At 52.6% G+C, this 20,115-nt stretch carries 14 protein-coding genes; 11 read left to right on the top strand and 3 right to left on the bottom strand.

Annotated features, from left to right (window positions below; genetic code table 11):
- Positions 1-50: 50 nt before the first annotated feature.
- Positions 51-290: a DUF6512 family protein gene (locus H8S75_RS33595; RefSeq protein WP_432764187.1), complete on the bottom strand. Its 240-nt coding sequence runs from the start codon at positions 288-290 to the stop codon at positions 51-53.
- A gap of 151 nt (positions 291-441) precedes the next feature.
- On the opposite strand from H8S75_RS33595, the gene H8S75_RS13430 reads away from it, so the two are divergent.
- The 10 genes from H8S75_RS13430 to H8S75_RS13385 all read left to right on the top strand — a co-directional run bounded on the left by H8S75_RS13430 (position 442) and on the right by H8S75_RS13385 (position 15,238).
- Complete coding sequence (locus H8S75_RS13430; RefSeq protein ID WP_243270264.1) at positions 442-2,889, top strand: LuxR C-terminal-related transcriptional regulator; 2,448 nt, start codon at positions 442-444, stop codon at positions 2,887-2,889.
- A gap of 122 nt (positions 2,890-3,011) precedes the next feature.
- Complete coding sequence (locus H8S75_RS13425) at positions 3,012-3,353, top strand: DUF2442 domain-containing protein (RefSeq protein WP_187022059.1); 342 nt, start codon at positions 3,012-3,014, stop codon at positions 3,351-3,353.
- Positions 3,354-3,368: 15 nt separating this feature from the next.
- Complete coding sequence (locus H8S75_RS13420; RefSeq protein WP_187022058.1) at positions 3,369-3,698, top strand: DUF2442 domain-containing protein; 330 nt, start codon at positions 3,369-3,371, stop codon at positions 3,696-3,698.
- Complete coding sequence (locus tag H8S75_RS13415) at positions 3,667-4,119, top strand: hypothetical protein (RefSeq protein WP_187022057.1); 453 nt, start codon at positions 3,667-3,669, stop codon at positions 4,117-4,119. The genes H8S75_RS13420 and H8S75_RS13415 overlap by 32 nt, the downstream gene beginning before the upstream one ends.
- 96 nt (positions 4,120-4,215) lie before the next feature.
- Positions 4,216-4,344 (top strand): hypothetical protein, encoded by a 129-nt coding sequence (locus H8S75_RS33095; protein WP_279288672.1) that lies wholly within the window; start codon positions 4,216-4,218, stop codon positions 4,342-4,344.
- A complete protein-coding gene (locus H8S75_RS13405; protein WP_243270263.1) occupies positions 4,341-9,929 on the top strand; it encodes an InlB B-repeat-containing protein in 5,589 nt (1,862 codons plus the stop codon). The genes H8S75_RS33095 and H8S75_RS13405 overlap by 4 nt, the downstream gene beginning before the upstream one ends.
- Before the next feature lie 84 nt (positions 9,930-10,013).
- Positions 10,014-10,565: a hypothetical protein gene (locus H8S75_RS13400; RefSeq protein WP_187022055.1), complete on the top strand. Its 552-nt coding sequence runs from the start codon at positions 10,014-10,016 to the stop codon at positions 10,563-10,565.
- 701 nt (positions 10,566-11,266) lie between these two features.
- On the top strand, positions 11,267-11,659 hold the full coding sequence (locus H8S75_RS13395) for a hypothetical protein (RefSeq protein WP_187022054.1): 393 nt from the start codon (positions 11,267-11,269) through the stop codon (positions 11,657-11,659).
- 102 nt (positions 11,660-11,761) lie between these two features.
- A complete protein-coding gene (locus H8S75_RS13390; protein WP_187022053.1) occupies positions 11,762-13,231 on the top strand; it encodes a GntR family transcriptional regulator in 1,470 nt (489 codons plus the stop codon).
- Between the two features lie 150 nt (positions 13,232-13,381).
- Positions 13,382-15,238 carry a PAS domain-containing sensor histidine kinase gene (locus tag H8S75_RS13385; protein ID WP_243270262.1) on the top strand — a complete coding sequence of 619 codons (1,857 nt, stop codon included), beginning with the start codon at positions 13,382-13,384 and terminating at the stop codon, positions 15,236-15,238.
- 32 nt (positions 15,239-15,270) lie between these two features.
- On the opposite strand, the gene H8S75_RS13380 is transcribed toward H8S75_RS13385, so the two are convergent.
- Positions 15,271-17,319: a sensor histidine kinase gene (locus H8S75_RS13380; protein ID WP_187022052.1), complete on the bottom strand. Its 2,049-nt coding sequence runs from the start codon at positions 17,317-17,319 to the stop codon at positions 15,271-15,273.
- A gap of 31 nt (positions 17,320-17,350) precedes the next feature.
- Between H8S75_RS13380 and H8S75_RS13375 the strand changes: the two genes are divergently transcribed.
- Positions 17,351-19,249 carry a hypothetical protein gene (locus H8S75_RS13375; RefSeq protein WP_187022051.1) on the top strand — a complete coding sequence of 633 codons (1,899 nt, stop codon included), beginning with the start codon at positions 17,351-17,353 and terminating at the stop codon, positions 19,247-19,249.
- Between the two features lie 69 nt (positions 19,250-19,318).
- Here H8S75_RS13375 and H8S75_RS13370 read toward each other — a convergent pair whose 3' ends face one another.
- The gene (locus H8S75_RS13370; RefSeq protein ID WP_349768924.1) at positions 19,319-19,999 is read right to left on the bottom strand and encodes a response regulator transcription factor; all 681 of its coding nucleotides are present in this window, start codon (positions 19,997-19,999) and stop codon (positions 19,319-19,321) included.
- Positions 20,000-20,115 lie beyond the last annotated feature (116 nt).

Raw genomic sequence — 20,115 nt, 5'->3', positions numbered from 1 at the left:
TCCGTTTTTCTATTTCATGAGTTTATATCCTGTCTGCTGCCGGTTTATATTCAGATTCCCGGTTCTGCAAATAACCCGATTTTCGGCGGACAGTATGTGAAAACGAAAAACAGCACTGCAACCAACGCAATTACGGCCACAAGAACATGTTCATACTTACGAAATTTCCCATTTGAAGTCAGATGCAGGGCAAGGACGAAGGCGGCCAGAACACTCACCAGAAAGGTGATGATATCCAGGGAAAGCAGATGAAATCCAAGGACTCCCGAGTATGTGTAAGAATTCCTGATACTGAATGCCTTAGCTTTTCACAAGATTCACTGTCGTATTTGGGTGAATTATAGTATAATAAAACGTAAAGAAATCAAAACGCTGGCAAGGCTACAGCAGAATAGTACTGTTGTTGTAATGGTCTTGCGGCACAGGAAGGAATATACATTTATGCCACGGCCACGACAATTAAAACAGGATATCAGATATTACCCCAAGGCGCTGATGGAAAGGCTGGAGAATATCAAGTCTTACCCCATGACACTTCTGGAAGCGGATTCCGGATTCGGGAAATCAACCTCGCTCCAGCATTTTTTCGATACCCGCAACCCGGAAGCATATCCGCTTTACCAGCATGAGTTCCATTCCGAAACCCCGGCGGAAGCATGGAAGATTTTCTGCGGCCTGATTGCCGCCGTTGACAAGGAAAGCGCGGAGCGGCTTTCCGTCATCGGGATGCCGGACGAAGATACCATGCCGGAGATCGCCCAGACAATACAGGGAATTTCCTGCGACCGTGAAACCTTTCTGCTTTTGGATAATTTTCAGCTATGGGAGCTGTACCGTCCATGCGAGTTCTTAACATATCTGTCCAGCCACGGCGGCGAAAAGCTGCATATCGTTGTGGCGACCCACCCCTATGTCAAGGAGGAGCGGGGCGGCCTGATACGAAGCGGCCTTTTGTATCTCTTGCAGGAGGAGGCGTTTGCCTTTTCCAAGGAGGATACAGACGCCTATTACCGAGAGGCCGGGCTTCCTCTCACGGGTGTCCAACTTGAAGAAGTCATGCGCCTGACGGATGGCTGGGTCATGGCTCTGTATATCCAGATGGACGCCTTTGTCAGAGCGGGAAAATTTGAACAGGGCGGTATGACGGCCCTCATGCAGAAAACCTTCTGGGGCGGTCTGTCCGAGGACGAAAAAGACTTCCTTCTGGAAGTGTCCATCTTCCCGACGTTCACACTTTCCCAGGCCCAGGCTTTCTCCGGCCTGACGATGGAGGGGACGGAAAACCGTCTGCGGGAGAAGCGTTTCTTTATCCGTTATGACCGGGAAAATTCCTGCTACACCATGCACACCCAGCTCCAAAAGATGCTGGAGGAAAAATTCGCCCTCCTGCCCGAAGAACGGCAGAAGGAAATCTACTTAAAGGGCGGCGGCCTGGCCGAAAAAGCGGGCGACCGGATGAATACCCTGCGCTTCTACTATCGCGCGGGGGCATGGGAACGGCTGTACGCCATGCCGCTCACCAGCTATGATATCGCGGACACCATCGACGAAACCACCACGCCAATGATCCTGGATATTATGGAACACACCACCCATGAGATGAAAGTCCGTTACCCAAAATCGCTGGTGCCGTTGGCCTTTACCCTCTTTTTCCTGGGGCAGAATGAGGAACTGCTCCGCCAGAAGGACGATATTGAAAGCGTCATTGCGGAATGTTCCGTTTCGAAAGAAGAAAAGAACGCCATGCGGGGTGAGCTGGAGCTGCTGCTGTCCTTTCTGGAGTATAACCGCATTGATGCCATGAGCGGACGCCACCGCAGAGCGCTTAAGCTGCTGGGCGGTCCGGCCACACTCATCAACAGCAAAAGCACATGGACATTCGGTTCCCCTTCAGTGCTGTATATGTACTGGCGGGAGAGCGGAAAGCTTAATGAAGAACTGGAGCAGATGGACGAGTGTATGCCGTATTATTACCGGCTGTCCAGAGGCCACGGCACCGGGGCGGAGCTGATTATGCGCGCAGAGGCCCATCTGCACCGGGGCGAGTCGGATGATGCCGAGATCCTCTGCCACCGTGCCATCTTCACCGCCGACAGCAAGCGCCAGAACAGCATAGCCCAATGCGGCGTGTTCACGCTGGCAAGGCTCGCCCTGCTGCATGGGGACAGGGAGCTTTTGGAGGACAGCCTTGCGACCCTGCGCGACCGTTCCTACCGCAACACCGAGGACTTGTGCCGGTATACCTATGATCTGGCAAATGGTTATCTCTCCCTTCTTCTGGGAAAGCCGGAGGAAGTAGCTCCGTGGCTTGCGGAGGGGAAAATAGACGACAGGCGGCTGGTTATCATGTCTCAGCCTTTCGCCCATATCATATATGGGCGGGTGCTGCTGGAAAAAAAGGAATACAAAAAGCTGCTGGGCATGGGCGGCTATGTGATGGGGATTTCCTCTATCTTCCCCAATCTACTGCCGCAGCTCTATATGAAGATTTACATGGTTCAGGCGTATATGGCCTTGGGAAAACCCAAAGAGGCGAAAGAAAATTTGCGAGATGCTCTTGCAATCGCATTGTCCGATCGGGTGTTCCTGCCCTTTGCGGAAAACTACGAGGGAATCAAAAAGCTGCTGCCTGATTGCTGTGAACAGGAAGCTCGGGATAAGATAGCAGAATTGTTCCGAACGATTGAAAAGGGGCTTGCTCAGATCATTGGTCATGGATTGACATCAAGAGAGCTTGATGTGATTAGGCTGATTAAGCAGGGAGATTCTTATACCGATATTGCAAAAAAATTGTTCATGGCCGATACAACAGTAAAGTGGCATATGAAGAATATATTTCAAAAGACCGGCGTCAATTCAAGAAAACAAATTGAAAACGGGAATTTCTAAAAACCCTCCCTAAAAGAGGGGGCGAAAATTTATTCCGCACTCTATAATTAACTTATAGGGTGCGTTTTTTATACCTGAAACAAGAAATCACAAGCGTTAAACAGGGAAAGGGGGGCTTTTTTGTGGCTTACAGAGCAAAAGAGCAGCAGATACCAGAGATCAGGCGGGTGACGCCGCTGCCGGACTACCGGCTGAAGCTGGAATTTACCTCCGGCAGTCTGCTGATTCTGAACATGGCGGATCGGATCGGCAGTATGCGGTATTGTCCGCTGTCGGATGTCAATATCTTCAATTCCGTCACCACGGACGGCTGGACGTTGTTTTTTGACACAGGCGATGAAATGGAGACGGTGTCCATTTATTCGGACGCGGCGGTCAGGCTGGCGCTTAGCGTGCCGCCCGTGGTTAGATCGCGGATTGAACGTGGAGAAGCGGCTGTGCAGCCGTCCGCCCTGACCGTCTGAGAAAGGAGGGTTTTTATGGCGCGTCGTTACAAGGGAAAAAAGATACCAGAGATTATACGGGTGACGCCGCTGCCGGACTACCGGCTGAAGCTGGAGCTTACCTCCGGCAGCCTGCTGATTTTGAATATGGCGGAACAGCTCAATCAGGTGCGGTATGCGCCGCTGAAGGATGTGGACATCTTTGGCTCCGTCACCACAGACGGCTGGACGCTGACCTTCGATACCTATCCGAGATTTATAATTGATCCCCATGAGTTTGAAGGGGTGGAGCTGGTGCTGCGGGTACCCTATCAGACGAGAGTGAGGATAGAACATGAGCAAAGAGCAAAAGAAAACACTGTATAGCGGCACACTGGTGGCGCTGACACAGGAAATTGAAGAATTTAACGGTGTTATAGCCCTGCGCCTGCATAAGACAGGGCGCAGTTATCCGATGGTGCTGTTTCACGATGCCTGCTACACCCAGTTCGGCCCCGATGCCGTGGGCAAGAAAATCATGTGGGCAAGAGAACTGACCAAAAGGGAAGCAAAGGCCGGATATCCCCATGTGTGGCTGATTTATCAAAACAGCCGGGAGGTTGTGGAGAGATGGTTGCCGAGGCTGGCGGAAAAGATGGACGAATACCGCCTGCTGGTGCTGCACCATATGAATGACGGCAGCGAATATCTGGTACAGGCAAAATCCGTGGAGGTTTTAAAGAAACCGCCGGAGCTGAAAGACGGCTGGGAATACACTGTCGTACCGGAGGTGGAGCAGGATGCGTAAAAAAGAAAGGCTGCGTGGCGCTTCTCGGCGGTTCTGGCGGTAATTGCCGTCTTAACAATCATTGTGCTTGCGTTATATATGGCGGGAAATGAATATATGCCGTTGGCAGCGGTTTATAAGTACCTGATGATGCTTGCATTCATCGCGGCAATATGTGGGTCGGCCGCCATGCAGATTGATCAGGAGAAAAAAGATGAAATGAATAACGAGGAGGGTTTGAGATGAAAAGAAAATGGAGACGAACGCTATCCGTTCTTTTATCCATTGCCATGCTGTTTAGCATGACGGGGATGAACACGGTATTTGCCACGGAGGGCGGGCAGACTGTCGGCGCGTCCGGCCTGTGCGAACACCACCCGGCGCATACCGCTGACTGTGGCTACACCGATGGGGCGCCGGGAACGCCCTGCGACCACGAGCACATGGACGACTGCTACAAGGAAGTGACGGAGTGTATCCACGAGCATAGGTCCGACTGCTACCCGGCGTCAGACAGCGTATCGGATAACGATGCCACACCGTCTGACGCGGAGCAGAGAGAACCGACCGAATGCACGCATATGTGCAGCGAGGAAAGCGGCTGCATTACTGAGGAGCTGGACTGCCAGCATGAGCACAAGGTGAATGGCGGCGAAGCCGACAGAGATGGCGGTCTGGACCGTGGCGAAAACTGCGGCTATGCCCCGGCTGTTCCCGGAACGCTCTGCGCCTTTGTGTGCGGGGAGTGTGCAAAGGACAGCGGCGAACAGAACCCGCCGCCTGCAAAGGATGAACTGGTGCAGATCATCACCGGCTTTGCGGGGGTTGACGGCTCCGCGCCGCTTGACACCATTGAGGTAACGGAAAAGACCACCGTGGCGGCTATCGGCCTGCCGGGGACGCTGGCCGTGACCCTGGACGGCGCGGACGGTGAAGCGGCCATCCCCGTGACGTGGGAATGCGCCGACGATTATGAAAACACGGAATACGAAACCTACGACTTCACTCCCGTGCCGGGCGAGGGCTATGCCCTGGCCGAGGGACTGGGTAAAAACGACCTGCCCTATATCACGGTAAATATTGTCACAGCGGCAAACAAAAACCTCCGGACAGCCGTCACCGTCACCGGCATCTTGAAGCTTGGCGGCACCATAGTGGTACACGACCTGACCCAAGACGGCAGCGACACAACCGGCGGCAGCGTGGCCTGGGCTTGGGATGCGGCGGCGGCCACCCTGACCCTGACCGGCAACGGCAGCATCGGGGGCTCCAGCAACGACATCGTGTTTTTAGCCGTCGGGGACGTTACTGTGGAAGTGAACGGCACAGTAAGCGCAAGCGCCCTGACCTACAAGGAAGGCCACGCCGGAAGCCTTACACTTACGGGCAGCGGCGTCCTGACCCTCTCCAACGAGGGGAAGAACGCGATTTGGGCAAGGGAGGGGCTTGAAATTTCCGGCCTGACCGTGAACGCGAGCACAACAGGAGAATATAGCAGCGCCATAAGTGTCGATTTGGGCAGCTTCACCATGACAGGCGGCAAGCTGACCGCCACCGCCACGGGGAACACTACGAACGGAATCTATGCCTCCCAAGGCATCAATATCTCCGACACGGCCGAGGTCACAGCCAGCGCCGGGAACTATGGGCTTACATCCAGCCGCGACATCAATATCTCCGGCGGTACGGTGGAGGCGGCCTCCACGGAAGGCCGGGCGGGTATCCGCACGGGCGACGGCGTACTGAACATCAGCGGCGGCAGTGTGACGGCCAAGAGCGCCGGCGGCGAGCTGGCCATCGACGCACTGGGCGGCGTAACCGTGGGCAGCGCCACCCTCATCACCGGCGAAAATGGCAATGGCGGCGGCATCAGGGAAAATCTTACCGTCAATCACACGGATGCAGACGTCACCGTCAACGGCCATATCTTGCGGACGTATAACCCTGGCACGGAGGGCAACCTGACGGTGTCGGCGGGCACGGCGGAGATCACCGGCGATGTGTCGGGCAATGTCACCGTATCGGGCGGCGCAGTCACGGTAGGCGGCACGGTAAACGGCCTCACAAACCACACCGGCGGCACCCTGAACGGCAAAACCCCGCCCACCCACCAAATCACCTTTACGGCGGAGCAGACGGGCGGCGTCAGCGGCACCACCGACAGCACCGGCATCGTCCTTACATTCAGCCAGGAGGTGACCGGTCTCACCAAGAGCGCCATCAAGTGTTCCACCAGGGAGGGCAACGCCGTTATCGACGGCGAGCCTGCCGGCTCCGGCAAGGTTTGGACCATTCCCATCTTGGTCGACACGGAAGGGAGCGTCGATGTCAGCATCGACCAATTTGGTGATTTCAACGTCACCAACAATCCGCAGTTGGTGATGGTCTATAAAGCTTCGGGCGGAGGCAGCGCCACCCATACCATCAATTTTGGATACAGCTCAGGCGGTACGCTTACAGCCACGGTGGACGGCGTTGCAATCTCCAATGGCGCGGCAGTACAGCAGGGGAAGAACATTGTCTTTACCGCCGCGCCCGATGCCTTCTACCGCGTCAAGGAATGGAAGGACAACGGGGTGACTGTAAACGGAACAAACGAAACCTATACTCTCTCTGACATTGTGGACCCCCACACCATCTATGTGGCGTTTGAGAAAATCCCGGTTTTCGCCGTCACGGTTAACAGCGGCACGGGCGGCGGCAGCTATGCCGAGGGCGCGACCGTCACCATCACAGCAGACGCAGCCCCCACAGGGCAGCGGTTTAAGGAGTGGACGGTCAATAGCGGAGACGTGACCCTAGCCAACCCGCAGGTGCAGAGCACCAGCTTCACGATGCCTGCAAGCGCGGTGGAGGTAACAGCCACCTACGAGGCATTGCCCGCAGCCACCTATTCCATCACGGTTCAGGACGACGGCCACGGCACGGCCAGCGCCAATGTCAATTCGGCACAGCAGGGTACGGCAATCACCCTGACCGCCACGGCAAACAGCGGCTATCGCTTCAAAGAATGGCAGGTAATTGAAGGAGGTGTGACAATCGCAAATAACAGCTTCACCATGCCCGCCGTGAATGTAACGGTCAAGGCGATTTTTGAGGAAATCCCTGTTACAAAGTACGCCCTGACTGTCACAAATGGCCGCGGCAGTGGCACCTACGAGGCGGGATCCACCGTCACCATCACGGCAGAGGCCCCGGCGCAGGGCAAGGTGTTTGATAAATGGATTATTACCAGTGGCGGCGGAACCCTTGCGGATGCCAGCTCAGCCACCACCACCTACACCATGCCGGCAGGCCCGGCGACGGTCACGGCCACCTATCAGGATGCACCAGCCACCGTAACCACTGTGACAGTCACTCCAGGAAATCCTAATGTGCAGAAAGGCGCAACACAGCAGTTTATGGCCTCTGTCATCGGAACAAACAATCCGGCACAGACCGTCACATGGACAGTCACGGGCGGCAAAGCGGGCACCTCCATCAGCAATACCGGCCTGCTGACTGTGGCGGCAGATGAGACGGCGGCAACGCTCACGGTCGGAGCAACCTCCACGGCGGATACCAGCAAATCCGGCACAGCCACCGTCACTGTGACCAGCGCACCCGTCTCCACCTACGCCCTGACCGTCACAAACGGCAGCGGAAGTGGCAGCTATGAGGAGGGCGCGACGGTCACCATCACGGCGAACGCTCCGGCAGCAGGCCAACAGTTCAAGGATTGGACGATTTCTCCGTCCGTTGTCTTTACAAACGGCACAAGCAGGAACAGCGCAACCGCAAACTTTACCATGCCAGATGAGGCGGTAACAGCTACGGCCACCTACGAGGCATTACCCACAGCCACCTATTCCATCACGGTTCAGGACGACGGCAACGGCACAGCCGGCGCCAATGTCAATTCGGCGCGACAGGGCGCGAGAATCACCCTGACCGCCTCGGCAAGCAGCGGCTATCGCTTCAAGGAGTGGCAGGTTGTCAGCGGCGGCGTTAACATCGCAAATAACAGCTTCACCATGCCTGCGGCGAATGTGACAGTCAAGGCGATTTTTGAGAGAATCCCCGCCGTCAGCATATCCTCAGCCACGGTGAGCGGCGTAAATGCCAGCTACACTCAAACCGGCAGCGCCATCAAACCCGTCCCTGTGGTCACGCTGAACGGCGCAACGCTGAGGGAACATATTGATTACACGGTGTCCTACAGCAACAATGTCAGTGTGGGTACGGCCACCATTACCATCACCGGCATCGGGAATTATACGGGGACAAAGACAGTCACCTTTACCATCCAATCCTCCGGCGGCGGTGGCGGCGGTGGCGGTTCGTCCTCCGGCGGTGGCACGACAGCCGTCACTCCTCCCGATCCCGGCAAGCCGGATACGGCCACCAACGCGGAAACAAAGGTAACGCCCACCGTCACCACGGAGGGCAGCGCCACCGTCACCGTGCCTGATAAGTCCGTCACCGACGCCATCAAAGCGGCCCAGGACGCGGTGAAAAAGGCAGGGACAGAGAAAAACGGCGTCTCCGTCACCATCGACGCAACTACGGGCAAAGAAGCAAGCGACATCACGGCGACCCTGACCGGACAATCGGTGGACGCCCTCATCAAAGCAGGCGTTACCGAGGTGCGGATCAAGGCCGACGCGGCGACCATCACCCTTGATTCAGCCACGCTGAAAACAGCGCAGGCTGTGGCGGGCGGAGCGGTCATAGTTTCCGCAAAGCCGGTGGCGGCAAGCACCCTGTCGGCGGCGGCACAAAACGCTATCGACAACCGCCCGGTGTTCGGGCTTGCACTGACAAGCGGCGGCAAGGCTGTTACGAGTTTCGGCGGCAGCAGCGTGTCCGTGGCAATCCCCTACACCCTGCCCGCAAATGAAAAGACCGGGAATGTGCAGGCGGTCTATGTGGACGGCAGCGGCAAGGTGACTTGGCTGACCAATTCCAGCTATGACGTAAACGCCAAGGCGCTTTTGTTCTCCACTGGTCACTTCTCCGTGTTCGGCGTGGGCTACAAGGCTGACGCCCCGGTGTTCACCGACACAGATAATCATTGGGCGAAAGCCGATATCGAATTTGTGGTGGCCCGTGGTCTGCTCTCCGGCACAGACAGCAACCAGTTTAGCCCCGACACCTCCATTACCCGTGGAATGTTTGTCACGGCGCTGGGCAGACTGGCCGGAGTGGATACAAACAGCTACAAAGCAGGCAAATTTGCTGATGTGAAAGCGGACGCCTACTACGCAGCCTATGTGAATTGGGCAGCGGAAAAGGGCATTGTGAACGGTACTACGGCAACTACTTTCGCCCCGAATAAATCTGTGACCCGTCAGGAGATGGCGGTCATCATGGCAGACTACGCCAAGGCGCTGGGCTACACAGTTCCTAAAACCCGTGAGGCCGTGACCTTTGCGGACAATGCCAACATCGCAAGCTGGGCGAAGGACGCGGCAAAGGCCATGCAGATGGCGGGCATCATCAACGCCAGGGACGGAAACCGCTTTGACCCGCAGGGAACGGCCACCAGAGCCGAGGTCGCGGCTGTGCTCCACCGCTATGTGGAACTGGTCATCGATCCGGCCACGGCGCAGGGCTGGACACAGAACGATGCCGGACAGTGGCTGTATTATGAGAATGGCAAGCCTGTCATCGGCTGGAAACAGGTGGACGGTAAGTGGTATTACCTTGATTCGGCGGGCCTTATGCAGTCTGGTGGCTGGAAGCAGATTGGCGGCAAATGGTACTATCTCTACGCGGATGGCTCTATGGCGGTCAGTACAAAGATTGACGGCTATGAGGTCGGGCCAGACGGGGTACTAAAGGAGTCATAATCTGTATACCCCCCGAGAAGGGGGGGATACATTATCCTGGTACTCGAAACGATAAACCATACACTTTGAAAAGGAGAATTCAGAATGAAAGAAATCAACGTACAAATGATTACACTTGAACAGGTAAACATCATCGAAACCGTTCCACAAAAGGAATCTGACAGCAATTTTACCGATGCGGATTACCGCCATTTAGCGGCTCGTAAACATGAGGGAGATGAAAACGGTAATACATGGTGTAAGTTTGCCAGCCTCCAGATTCCGCTGGAAAGCGAGGCCCTGGGGCTAACTGATGTGGTGATTGGGGATTCCAGGACAGTCTCTGTCAAAGAATCCGAATCCAATGTCCAGTGTGAGCATGGGGAAATTATCGTGGCCCGCAAACACCACGGGGATGAAAACGGCACTACAGAGTATACCATTGCACAAGTTTACGCCAGAATCAACACCACCAAAATCTTAATTCCTTGTGTCGCCATCAACCCAGAGGAAAGAACCTGCAAAGAATCCGATGGTTCCTATATGGAAATTGCGGGAAAGTGCATGGTGGGCCGTCGTCACAACGGAGATGAAAACAAGAACACCACCTACACCTTTGCACACATCGCTGTACCCTATGTTTCTGTCATGCGGTAAAAGCGCAGCAGTACGGAGAACTATCTTAGGATAGTAAATAACGGGGCGGGATCTGGCTTAGCCACACTCCCGCCCTGTTTATCAAGTAAGAAGTGGGAACGCGATCCTATTATACGATTTCTGTTGCCGATGGGATGAAATATCTTGTACGATTTCAGTATCAGCTTGTCATTATAGACGTTTCCCCGGAAAAAGGTGATGGATTCCGAGCATTGAATAAAGTAAGGGAGTTTACCACTGTGCCAATCCTGACTATACCAACCAACGGAGAGAGTAATCATATTGTTCAAACACTGGCGGTTGCTGACGAGATACATTTTGACGCCCCACCAATCTTATCTGAGGACAATATACTGTTTATCTACCCCAATCGAAGAAAAGTGGTGCTTATGGATGTAGAAATTACAATGCCACGGAAACAATTTGATCTTCTGTATCTCTTGGCTGGTAATACAGGACGGATATATAATACCCTGAACTGCCAAATGCGAAGCCTGCGGAGCAGTCTGAAAGCAGTCTCCAATGCCCCAGAATATTTACATACCATGCGCGGTGTTGGGTACTATTTTGACATAAAACAAAAATAACCCAATAAAAGCGGCTTGATGTAACAATCAGGCCGCTTTTTATGCTGAAACTTGCGATCGGCTTGCGGATAATTAACAAATGAGACAAGCATACTTAATCTGGTTACTTTTTTGGTGGCCATAATAGCCTTAATTCTTTCTTCTATTGCATTTTTGCTGAAATTAAATGGACAACTGTTTCTGATCATTACGGCCACCACAGGCTGCCGGGTCAGTGAGCTGATTGCTATCAAATTCACCGCAGTAAACATAAAAAAATGTAAGATTACAATAAAAAATCAATTAGGGAGAAAGATTGATGACAGCGATGTAGAGACAGGAGAGGTCTATAAACAGACGCTCAAGACCAAATCACATGCCGGCGAACGCAAAAGCACAATCCCGGAATTTGTTGTCGAAGAGATACTTGTTGCCAAAGAGCGTTATGACTACTGGAAAAGTATCACTCAGGGCTTCCAGGACAATGGATATATCTGGGTAAATATGTCAGTCAATATACGTATCTAATCAATTCCATACTCTTTTACTTTATTACCCTCTTATAAAAAACAGGTAGTAATTCCCACCATAAACTGTTAAAATAAAAAAGTACGAGGGAGGTAAAATACTTTGGAATACGAACAGCAGTTTTCAAACCTAATTTATGAGTATCTTCTTAAACGGCTGCAATTCGGATACTATGTATACGGTGACATCCTGCCAACAGCGGAGGTATTATGCCGTGAATTCAATGTATCAGATCACACCATATGGGCTGCTCTTAGGCGCTTGCGGGCAGAAGGTTATATTACCATGAAGAATGGTCAGTCCACTAAAGTCATCTATAAACAGACAGAACAGGAGCGCCAAAACAACTTAATTGACTTCTTTTCGGAAAGATGGAATGCCTATCAAGATCTCTATGAAGCAGCTGAACTTGCCTGTATGCCGCTTATGATTGAAGGGCTACGCCGCATGGATGAACAGGAAAAAAATTATATTGAAAAACTGTCAAAACGGGCCAACGCCGATGATATAATCCTGTTTTACTGCTATACCCTGCAGAAGATAGATAATCCCTTGCTGATGAATCTTTTTTGGGAAATTTCCCTGTTTCTGGGTTTTCCTTTTTCAAAATCGGGGTCACCATTCCATTATGATAGGCGCATCGGACAGAAACAATTTAAGGTTCTCGTAGCCTTGATTAAAGCCGGCTCCTGGGATTTATTACAACAAACACTAATTAAATATCAAAGATATTACATCGGTGAAACGATTAAATATATGCAACCACAAATCCGAAAAGTGCCAACTGAAAATCAAATTCCCTTTGCATGGCGGATTTATCGGGATCGCCCGCAAATCTGTTATAACCTGGCGTCTCTCCTGCTTCACGAAATTTATATGGGAGAATACCGGAATACAGAATTTCTGCCATCTTATGAAAAGATGGCAGAAAAATATAAGGTATCGGTCAGCACCATGCGCCGCACAATCCGAATGCTGAACCAGATTGGGGCGGCGAAATCCATCAACGGAAAGGGTACCCGCGTTTTCACCATCGGTGAGCGTTGCAGCAGGCCCGACTTTACATGCCCCGTGGTACGCCGCAACCTCTCCTTTTTCATCCAGTCTTTTGAGCTGTTTTTCCATACTTACGAAAGTGTTTCCCAGCGTTTTATTCAGTCTCTGGACGAAGCGGAGAGGGAAGGATTGATTGCCAGATTTGAAGAAAACCAGCGTACTGGACTCTGTGAAATTTCCATATGGCATTATCTGCTTTTTATAGTTAAATACAGCCATTCACAGGCAATCCGTCAGATATACGGCATTATTTATAGTCTTTTCCTATGGGGATATCCGTTAAAAGCGTCATTGGAAGAAGCGCCAATTACGGAACAAAATGGAGAGTTATTTACTGCTTCAATGATTAAGGGGCTAAGGGAACATGACATTGAACACTGTGTATCCGTTACCAAATCTTATATAAAGAAGCAGCTCCCCATGGGAACAGAATTCCTGATACAGAGTGGAATTAAGCCGGAAGATATGCGGCTTTCCCCTTCTATCAGACTGTTGCTTCTACATGATGAAGAATAAAAATAATATATTACATTATCCAATGCCCGGTTAAACTATCCGGGTATTTTATTGTCTTTTTTCGCAGAAAGGAGTATAATATCTAAAATAGTAGCTAACATGAACAAGGGTGGCCAGACATAATAAATAGGATAGTTGGAGGATACCTATATGGAGATTAATTTAAACTATGATCAGCTGAATGCAGAGTACAGTATGCTGATGAGTGTTTTGGGGGCAAGCGTCAGCAAGCATCTGATAGATGGCCACTATACATGTATCTGGGCCAATGATTACTACTATGATCTGATCCGGTATCCTAAATCCCAATACGAAGAACTGTTCCACAGCCATTGTGATGAGTATTTCTCCAACAATCCGGAAGGGTGGGAGAAGCTGGTCGAAACAGTCAATTCTGCTCTGGAACAGGGAAAAAACGGATTCTCCCTTTACCTGCCTATGGTCTATCCGGGTAAAGAGGCTTTCTGGGTAAAGATGCAGGCGGTTTTTACGGATGAGTTTATTGACGGGTACCGTGTCTCCTACACAACCATGGTGGATGTAACCGATATGATGCAGGCTAAACTGGCGCAGGAGGAAACAAAGCAGGATTTTGACAAGATGATGCAGGAGCAGGCCATGCTCATGAGTGCATTAAACATCAGCGTCAGTAAGCACCTGATTGATGAACACTATACCTGTGTCCTGGCCAACGAATACTATTTCAAGCTGATTGGTTATTCAAAGTCAAGGTATGAGGAGCTGTTCCACAACCATCCCGATGAATTCTATCAGAACAATCCGGAGGGCTGGGAACTGCTGACGGGAAAAGTCACCTCTGTGCTGGAGAACGGCGGTGACTGGTATGAGGCCATCGTGCCCATGAAATACGAGGACGGCTCCGGCTACTGGGTTAAGCTGGTCAGCTTTTTCACGGATGAGTACATAGACGGGTACCGTGTCTCCTATACAGTCATGACCGATGTGACAGAGCTGGTCCGTACCAGGAACGAGCTGGAGATGCTCATGAGTGCCATGGCGGTCAGCGTCAGCAAACATCTGATGGACGAACATTTCACCGTTGTTCGGGCCAATGATTTTTATTACCAGCTGATTGGATATCCTAAGGCAGAGTATGAAGCCAGATTTCACAATCATTGTGATGAGTATTTTATAGATAATGAAGCAGGATTAAAAATACTGAATGAGAAGGTTCAGGGAATGGTCTCAAACGATGGAAGAAGCTATGAGGCGTTCCTGCCCTTAAAGCTGCCCGACGGCTCCATGGTCTGGGCGAAGGCGATAGGCTTTTTAACGGATGAATATATAGATGGAAAACAGGTTGCCTACACTACGATGATAGATGTGACGGATTTGATGCAGATGCAGAAGGAGCGCAGTATTGCTTATGACAGCATTCCCGGGTTCATCATTAAGCACCGTATCCTGCCTCACAGTATTGTCATGATTGACGCCAGCGAGCAGATTGAAGATATTTTTGGTGTCAGTCCCAGGGACATCACATCAAGGGATCCTTTTTCCGTATTGGCGGAGGAGAGCAGAGAACTGATTGTAAACCGGATTCCCGCCCTGCGAAGAAGGGAGCCATTAGAGGCCACTATACACGCAAAGGATAAGCAGGGCCGCGACCGGTGGTTCCATATCAACAGCACCTGTATCGATATGGTATCCGATGATCCGGTGTACTTAACCATGTTTATCGACATCACTGATATTACGGAACTGAGGGAGCTTCAGCGCAAACTGGAGGAACGTACGGATATGCTGAATGAAGCGCTGGAGGCGGCTAAGTATGCCAATGCGGCGAAATCCGACTTTCTTTCCCGTATGAGCCATGATATCCGTACTCCCATGAACGCCATTACCGGAATGACAGAGATTGCCAATGCCCATATTGAGGATCAGGAACGGGTAAAGGACTGCCTCCAGAAGATCCGCCTGTCCAGCAGCCATCTTCTTGGGTTGATCAATGACGTGCTGGATATGTCAAAAATTGAGAATGTTTAAACGTATCAGTATTGACAATGAAGTTTTTATTTTCACAATATAAGCGGCAGCCTTATCCGAAAAATGCTTCCCTCACCAACAGTCGATTCTACGCTGATTTCTCCCCCATGCTCCAGCACGATGGTACGGGTGATGGAAAGGCCCAGTCCTTGTCCTCCTGCCTCGGCGCGGGTCGTGTAGAACCGGTCGAAGACCCTGGGAATCGCCGCCCCCGGAATCCCGCAGCCGGTGTCGGCCACGCAGATCAGGGCAAAGTTCTGATCCCGTTCCAGGGAGAGGACAATCTTCCCATCGGGCGGGGTGAATTCCCCTGCGTTAAACACCAGATTTTCCAACGCCCGGGTCAGTTTTCGGCCATCCGCCCTCACCGTACAGGGCAGGGGCGTCAGCTCGCATAAAAAGTCCGGACCGGTCAGCTCCACCACCGGCTGGTTGCTGCGGTAAAAGTCTGCCAGGAACCGGTTTAAAAAGAGCGGCTCCATCTGCGGTAGCGCGCCCGCCTCGCTCGCCAGCTCCTGGATGGATTCGAGCCGGTCTGCGAGAACGCTGCATTTATCCTCAATCCCCTGCATCTTCTCCCGTGTGTCCGCATCCAGCATAATGTCATTGAGACGGATGATCTGAGCCATGTTAGACAGGGCTGTGAGGGGGGATTTCATGTCGTGTCCAAGCTCTGCCATGAGCTGACCGCGCTCCTCTAAAAGTTTCGTCAAATGACGGGTCTTTTCGTCCACTTCCTCCTGCAGATGTTCGGTTAAACGCAGGTTTTCCGCTGCCATTGTCCGGCTTCGAGAGATCATCAGCGCCGCAAAGGAAAACACCATGCAGAATGCGCCGTACTCCTCCGGCCAGCCGCCGACTGCCGGCTCAAACCGTCCCACCGTAACTGCACCGTAAAGCAGGCATACGCCGTTTGCCGTGACAGCCATAAGGGCCGGGCGAGCATAAGGTTTTCCCAGCACACAGCCGCAGGCGGCCGCGGCAATCAGAAAGAAGGCGGCCAGGATCTGATAGCCGGAAATCAGCGGCCCGTACCATAGCATGAAGCCGGGAAAGGAGGGCAGCACCAGCAGGGGAACCAGAATCCCGACGCCGCACATGCCCAGGGAGAGGGCAGCGGCAGCGTATGGTATCCGCCGGTTCAGGCGTTGATGCTCCGAATCCGGCAGGAACAAATAGATGGAAATACGCACTGCACAGTAAACTCCGCAGAGAGCCGCCGCGTCCTCCAGCGCATACAGCGGGCGTACGAAGGGGACGCCCCATAAGCGAAGGAACGGATAGCACACCCGCAGGGCGAAGGTCAGGCATAAAAGACCGAACCAGAACGCCGCCGGGTCTCGCTGTCCTTTTTGCCCAAACCACAGCACTACGCAGAATAGGGCCAGCGCCAGGGAACTAAAGCAGAAAATCCCATAGAAAACCATGCGGGAGGCAGCCATATGAACCACGCTGTCCACACTTCCAATTGCAGGCGGAAACCACAGGCCGCCGTAGTAGTGGGAATAATTTGCCGTCTGAATGATCAGCTCCGCCTCGCCGTCTACGGGAAAGAAATATATCGTGTCCCGTATGAGCGGCCGATAGCCGCCCGCGTGCCCGGACTCTATTTCTGTGCCGTCCATTTTCCCCACGGCGCCCACCTCACCCGGTCCGCCCAAATCCTGGCCGTCAACAAAAACACGGGCGGCGCAAAGGGGCTCCTGAAGGTACAGAGCCGCCATGCCCGCCCCCTTTATGCGGAGCCGATAAGTGGCCGTGCCATAGAGATTTCCGTCTGTATGGAATAAAGACAGGTTCGGATACTCTCCGGCCCAGACGGTATACCGCGGGGATGGGGAGCTGTCAGAAAAATCATTGGGTGTAAGCAGACGGTCGGGGTACAGTTCCCACCCGTCCACCAGAAACGCTGCGCCATCTGCGGGAAGAAGCGTTACATGTTCTTGTACCATTTCCGTTTTTGCGGTATACTTGTTATCAATATGGGATAGGATGATAAGCCCTGCCAGGACGAAAAACGCCGCGCCTATCATTAGGATGACAACAGGGGTTACTTTTTTTAATGGTTTCTTTTTTTCCATTCTGTCACCTCATGGGAAAGGAATAGTTTTTATGAAAACGCTTTATCAAGGGATCATGTCTGCATTCACTGCGGCAGTCCTTCTTTCATTATGCCTCACCCCAACAGCTTATGCAACGGAAGAACCGCCTGGCAGCGGGGACACTTCCATAGAATCTGCGATTGAGACGGAGCTGGCGGAGGAAAGTCCAAAACCGTCCACAGCCACGCCCTCCGACGCCCAGGAAGAGGAAATGCTTCAGCCGGATCATTCCGACAATGACGAATATTCCTCCGAGCCCACGAAATCAGCTGCAACGTCGGAACCGCCGGATGAGGGTACAGCAGCGGAACCGATCACGGCCACTCCTTCCGAGGCTGTGGAACTTATGCTGCAGGAGCCTGACACAGCGTCAACAGCGGAGGAACTGCTGGAGTGGCTGTCCGACCATGAGGACAGCGGAGGAACCGTTTGGTTGTCCGATGATATTTCTCTCTGCGACGTTTCCTATGTGCATGGTCTAAGAAAACCGGCGATTACCATCAACACGGGAGAATTCTCCATTACCACTGATGGCTCTGTGGAGCTGTTGGCAGGCAGTCCTTTTACAATCTGCGGAATTGGCGGGGAGAACGGCGTACTGCGCGTGTCGGAAGGAAGCACGGCGTATATACTCGGCCTTGCCCTGGAATCGGAGGAAGGCTATGCGGCATTCCAGGAGGAGGAGTCCGGCTTTATGACGGAGAATAGCTCCGTCGTCGGGGATATCCATTATGCAGACCGGCCTTTTATCTGGGAGTGGGAGACCGGGCGGACTGTTGTGGGACCGGGGGAAACCTTTGACGCAGGCTGGCTGCCCGATGTGATCCTGGCCCGTGTAAATCACCTGGGCCGAACTACAGACGAATATGAGGCGGTTCCTGTCACCTGGGATTTATCGGGGCATGAGGAAGACCAAATGCTGCGCCGCCGCTTTACGGTGTCCGGCGAATTTGAGAACATGGCTTCGTTGGCTGCGCCTGAATGTACGGTGATTTATGATGATTTCCCGCTGACCTTCCTGGAGGTAAATGTATATAAAATAGAAGGCCGCTATGGAGATTCCTACCGTTTCACCGGCGAGTTCTCCGTGCCGGAGAATCGCCTGCCCATCACCATCGCTCAGGAATATTCCTTTGACGGGGAGAATTGGTTCCTCGACCAGGAGTCGATGGATACCATTGTAAAAAATACCTTTTCCATTTCCCCGTTTGTGAAGAAAGAAGACAGGGAAAGCTGTCCGAAGATTTTTATCCGACTGAGCTGGAATGATAACGGAACTGTGTACTATTCCAACGTCTTGTCCTTTGCGACAGACAGCCTTGCAGCGAACGAGGAACCCGGCGGCAACCGGGGCGGTGGCACGGATATCATTGACCCGCCAAAGCAGCCGGAACCTGATGTAGAGCCGGAGACTCCACCGCCTCCGGTAACATCAGAGCCGGAAACCGCGCCGCCGATTACTGTTCCGGAACCCACATCCAGTCCGGGCGCGGCGCCAGAATTGATGCCACCGGATGAAACCGTGGTATCTTCCGCGGTCGTGGGGGAAGAACCGAAAAGCCCATCCACCGCAGCGGAATCATCCTCCTCCCGTGAGCCGTCTGCTCCGGAATCGAAGCCGCCAGAAAGCACAGGGCAAATTTCAGCCGTTAAAGATGAAATGCCGGAAAATGCAGAGGTTTTGGCAGAGCCGGAGACGGAAACTTCTTTGCCGGGACCGGGCACGCTCCCGGTTGTGGCGGGACTTGCGGCAGTAGCAGTCTCCATCGGCGGGGCAGCCCTATACCTGTATCCCAAAGCATACCAGAAAGGGCATCCCGTAACTCATGCCCTGCGGGCAGGGTGCACTTTATGTGTTAAGATATGGAAAAGGCTTCTTGGGGAGCTGCGAAACCATATCAGACGATAAGGAAAAGCCATCGGCTGTCACTGGAGAGTGACAGCCGGTATTTCTTTACCCCAAAAATAATGATACATTTTACGGTACGAACAGATACCCTTTGCGCCGGATGGTCTGGATATATTCGTGGGCGGGGCAAAGCTCCAGGAGCTTTTGACGGATACGGCCAATAATGACCTGGAGGGACTTGGTTCCCTTGTTGATAGGCGACTTCCATACCTGATAGTAAATCTGTTCATAGGAAAACACCTCTCCGGGATGCCTTGCAAGAAAATACAGCACGTCAAATTCATACGTAGAGAAGTCAGCGGTTGAATCTCCAAAGCAAACGCTGCGATTTCCGGGATCTATCATGAGGGCACCATACGCTAACGGTTTTGGCGGCTGGGTATTCTGCCCGGATTTGATCCGCGCCCGGACACGCAATTCCAGCTCTTCCAAGCTGTACGGCTTGCAGACATAATCGTCGCCGCCGATGGAAAGCCCCTTAATGCGGCTCTGCTCCTCGGTGTAGCCGGAGAGGAACACAATGGGCAGGCCGGTCTTCTCCCGGACACGGGCGCACAGATCAAATCCATTTCCATCCGGCAGATCGATATCCAGGATCACACAGTCCAGCGCGGCGGAGTTTATAATCTTCTCTGCGGCTCCTGCCGTCTCTACGCAGACCGTCTCATATCCCATCTTTTCAAAATATTCCCGGTTATCTTCTAAAACAGTTCTGTCATCATCCACAATCAGTACTCTCAAATAAACCACCTCCACTTTTGGCGTTTCTTTCATATAACACCAGTATAGCATAAAATATTTGTTTTTTTTCCCTCCGAAAGTAAACGGCTGGCAACATTTTTTGAAATCCGCCCTTTTTCTGCAAA

It is taken from the genome of Hungatella hominis (genome assembly GCF_014288005.1).
GTDB lineage: Bacteria > Bacillota > Clostridia > Lachnospirales > Lachnospiraceae > Hungatella > Hungatella effluvii.
Note: the sequence above shows the minus strand (reverse complement) of the source record. Positions and strands in the feature narration are given on the sequence as shown.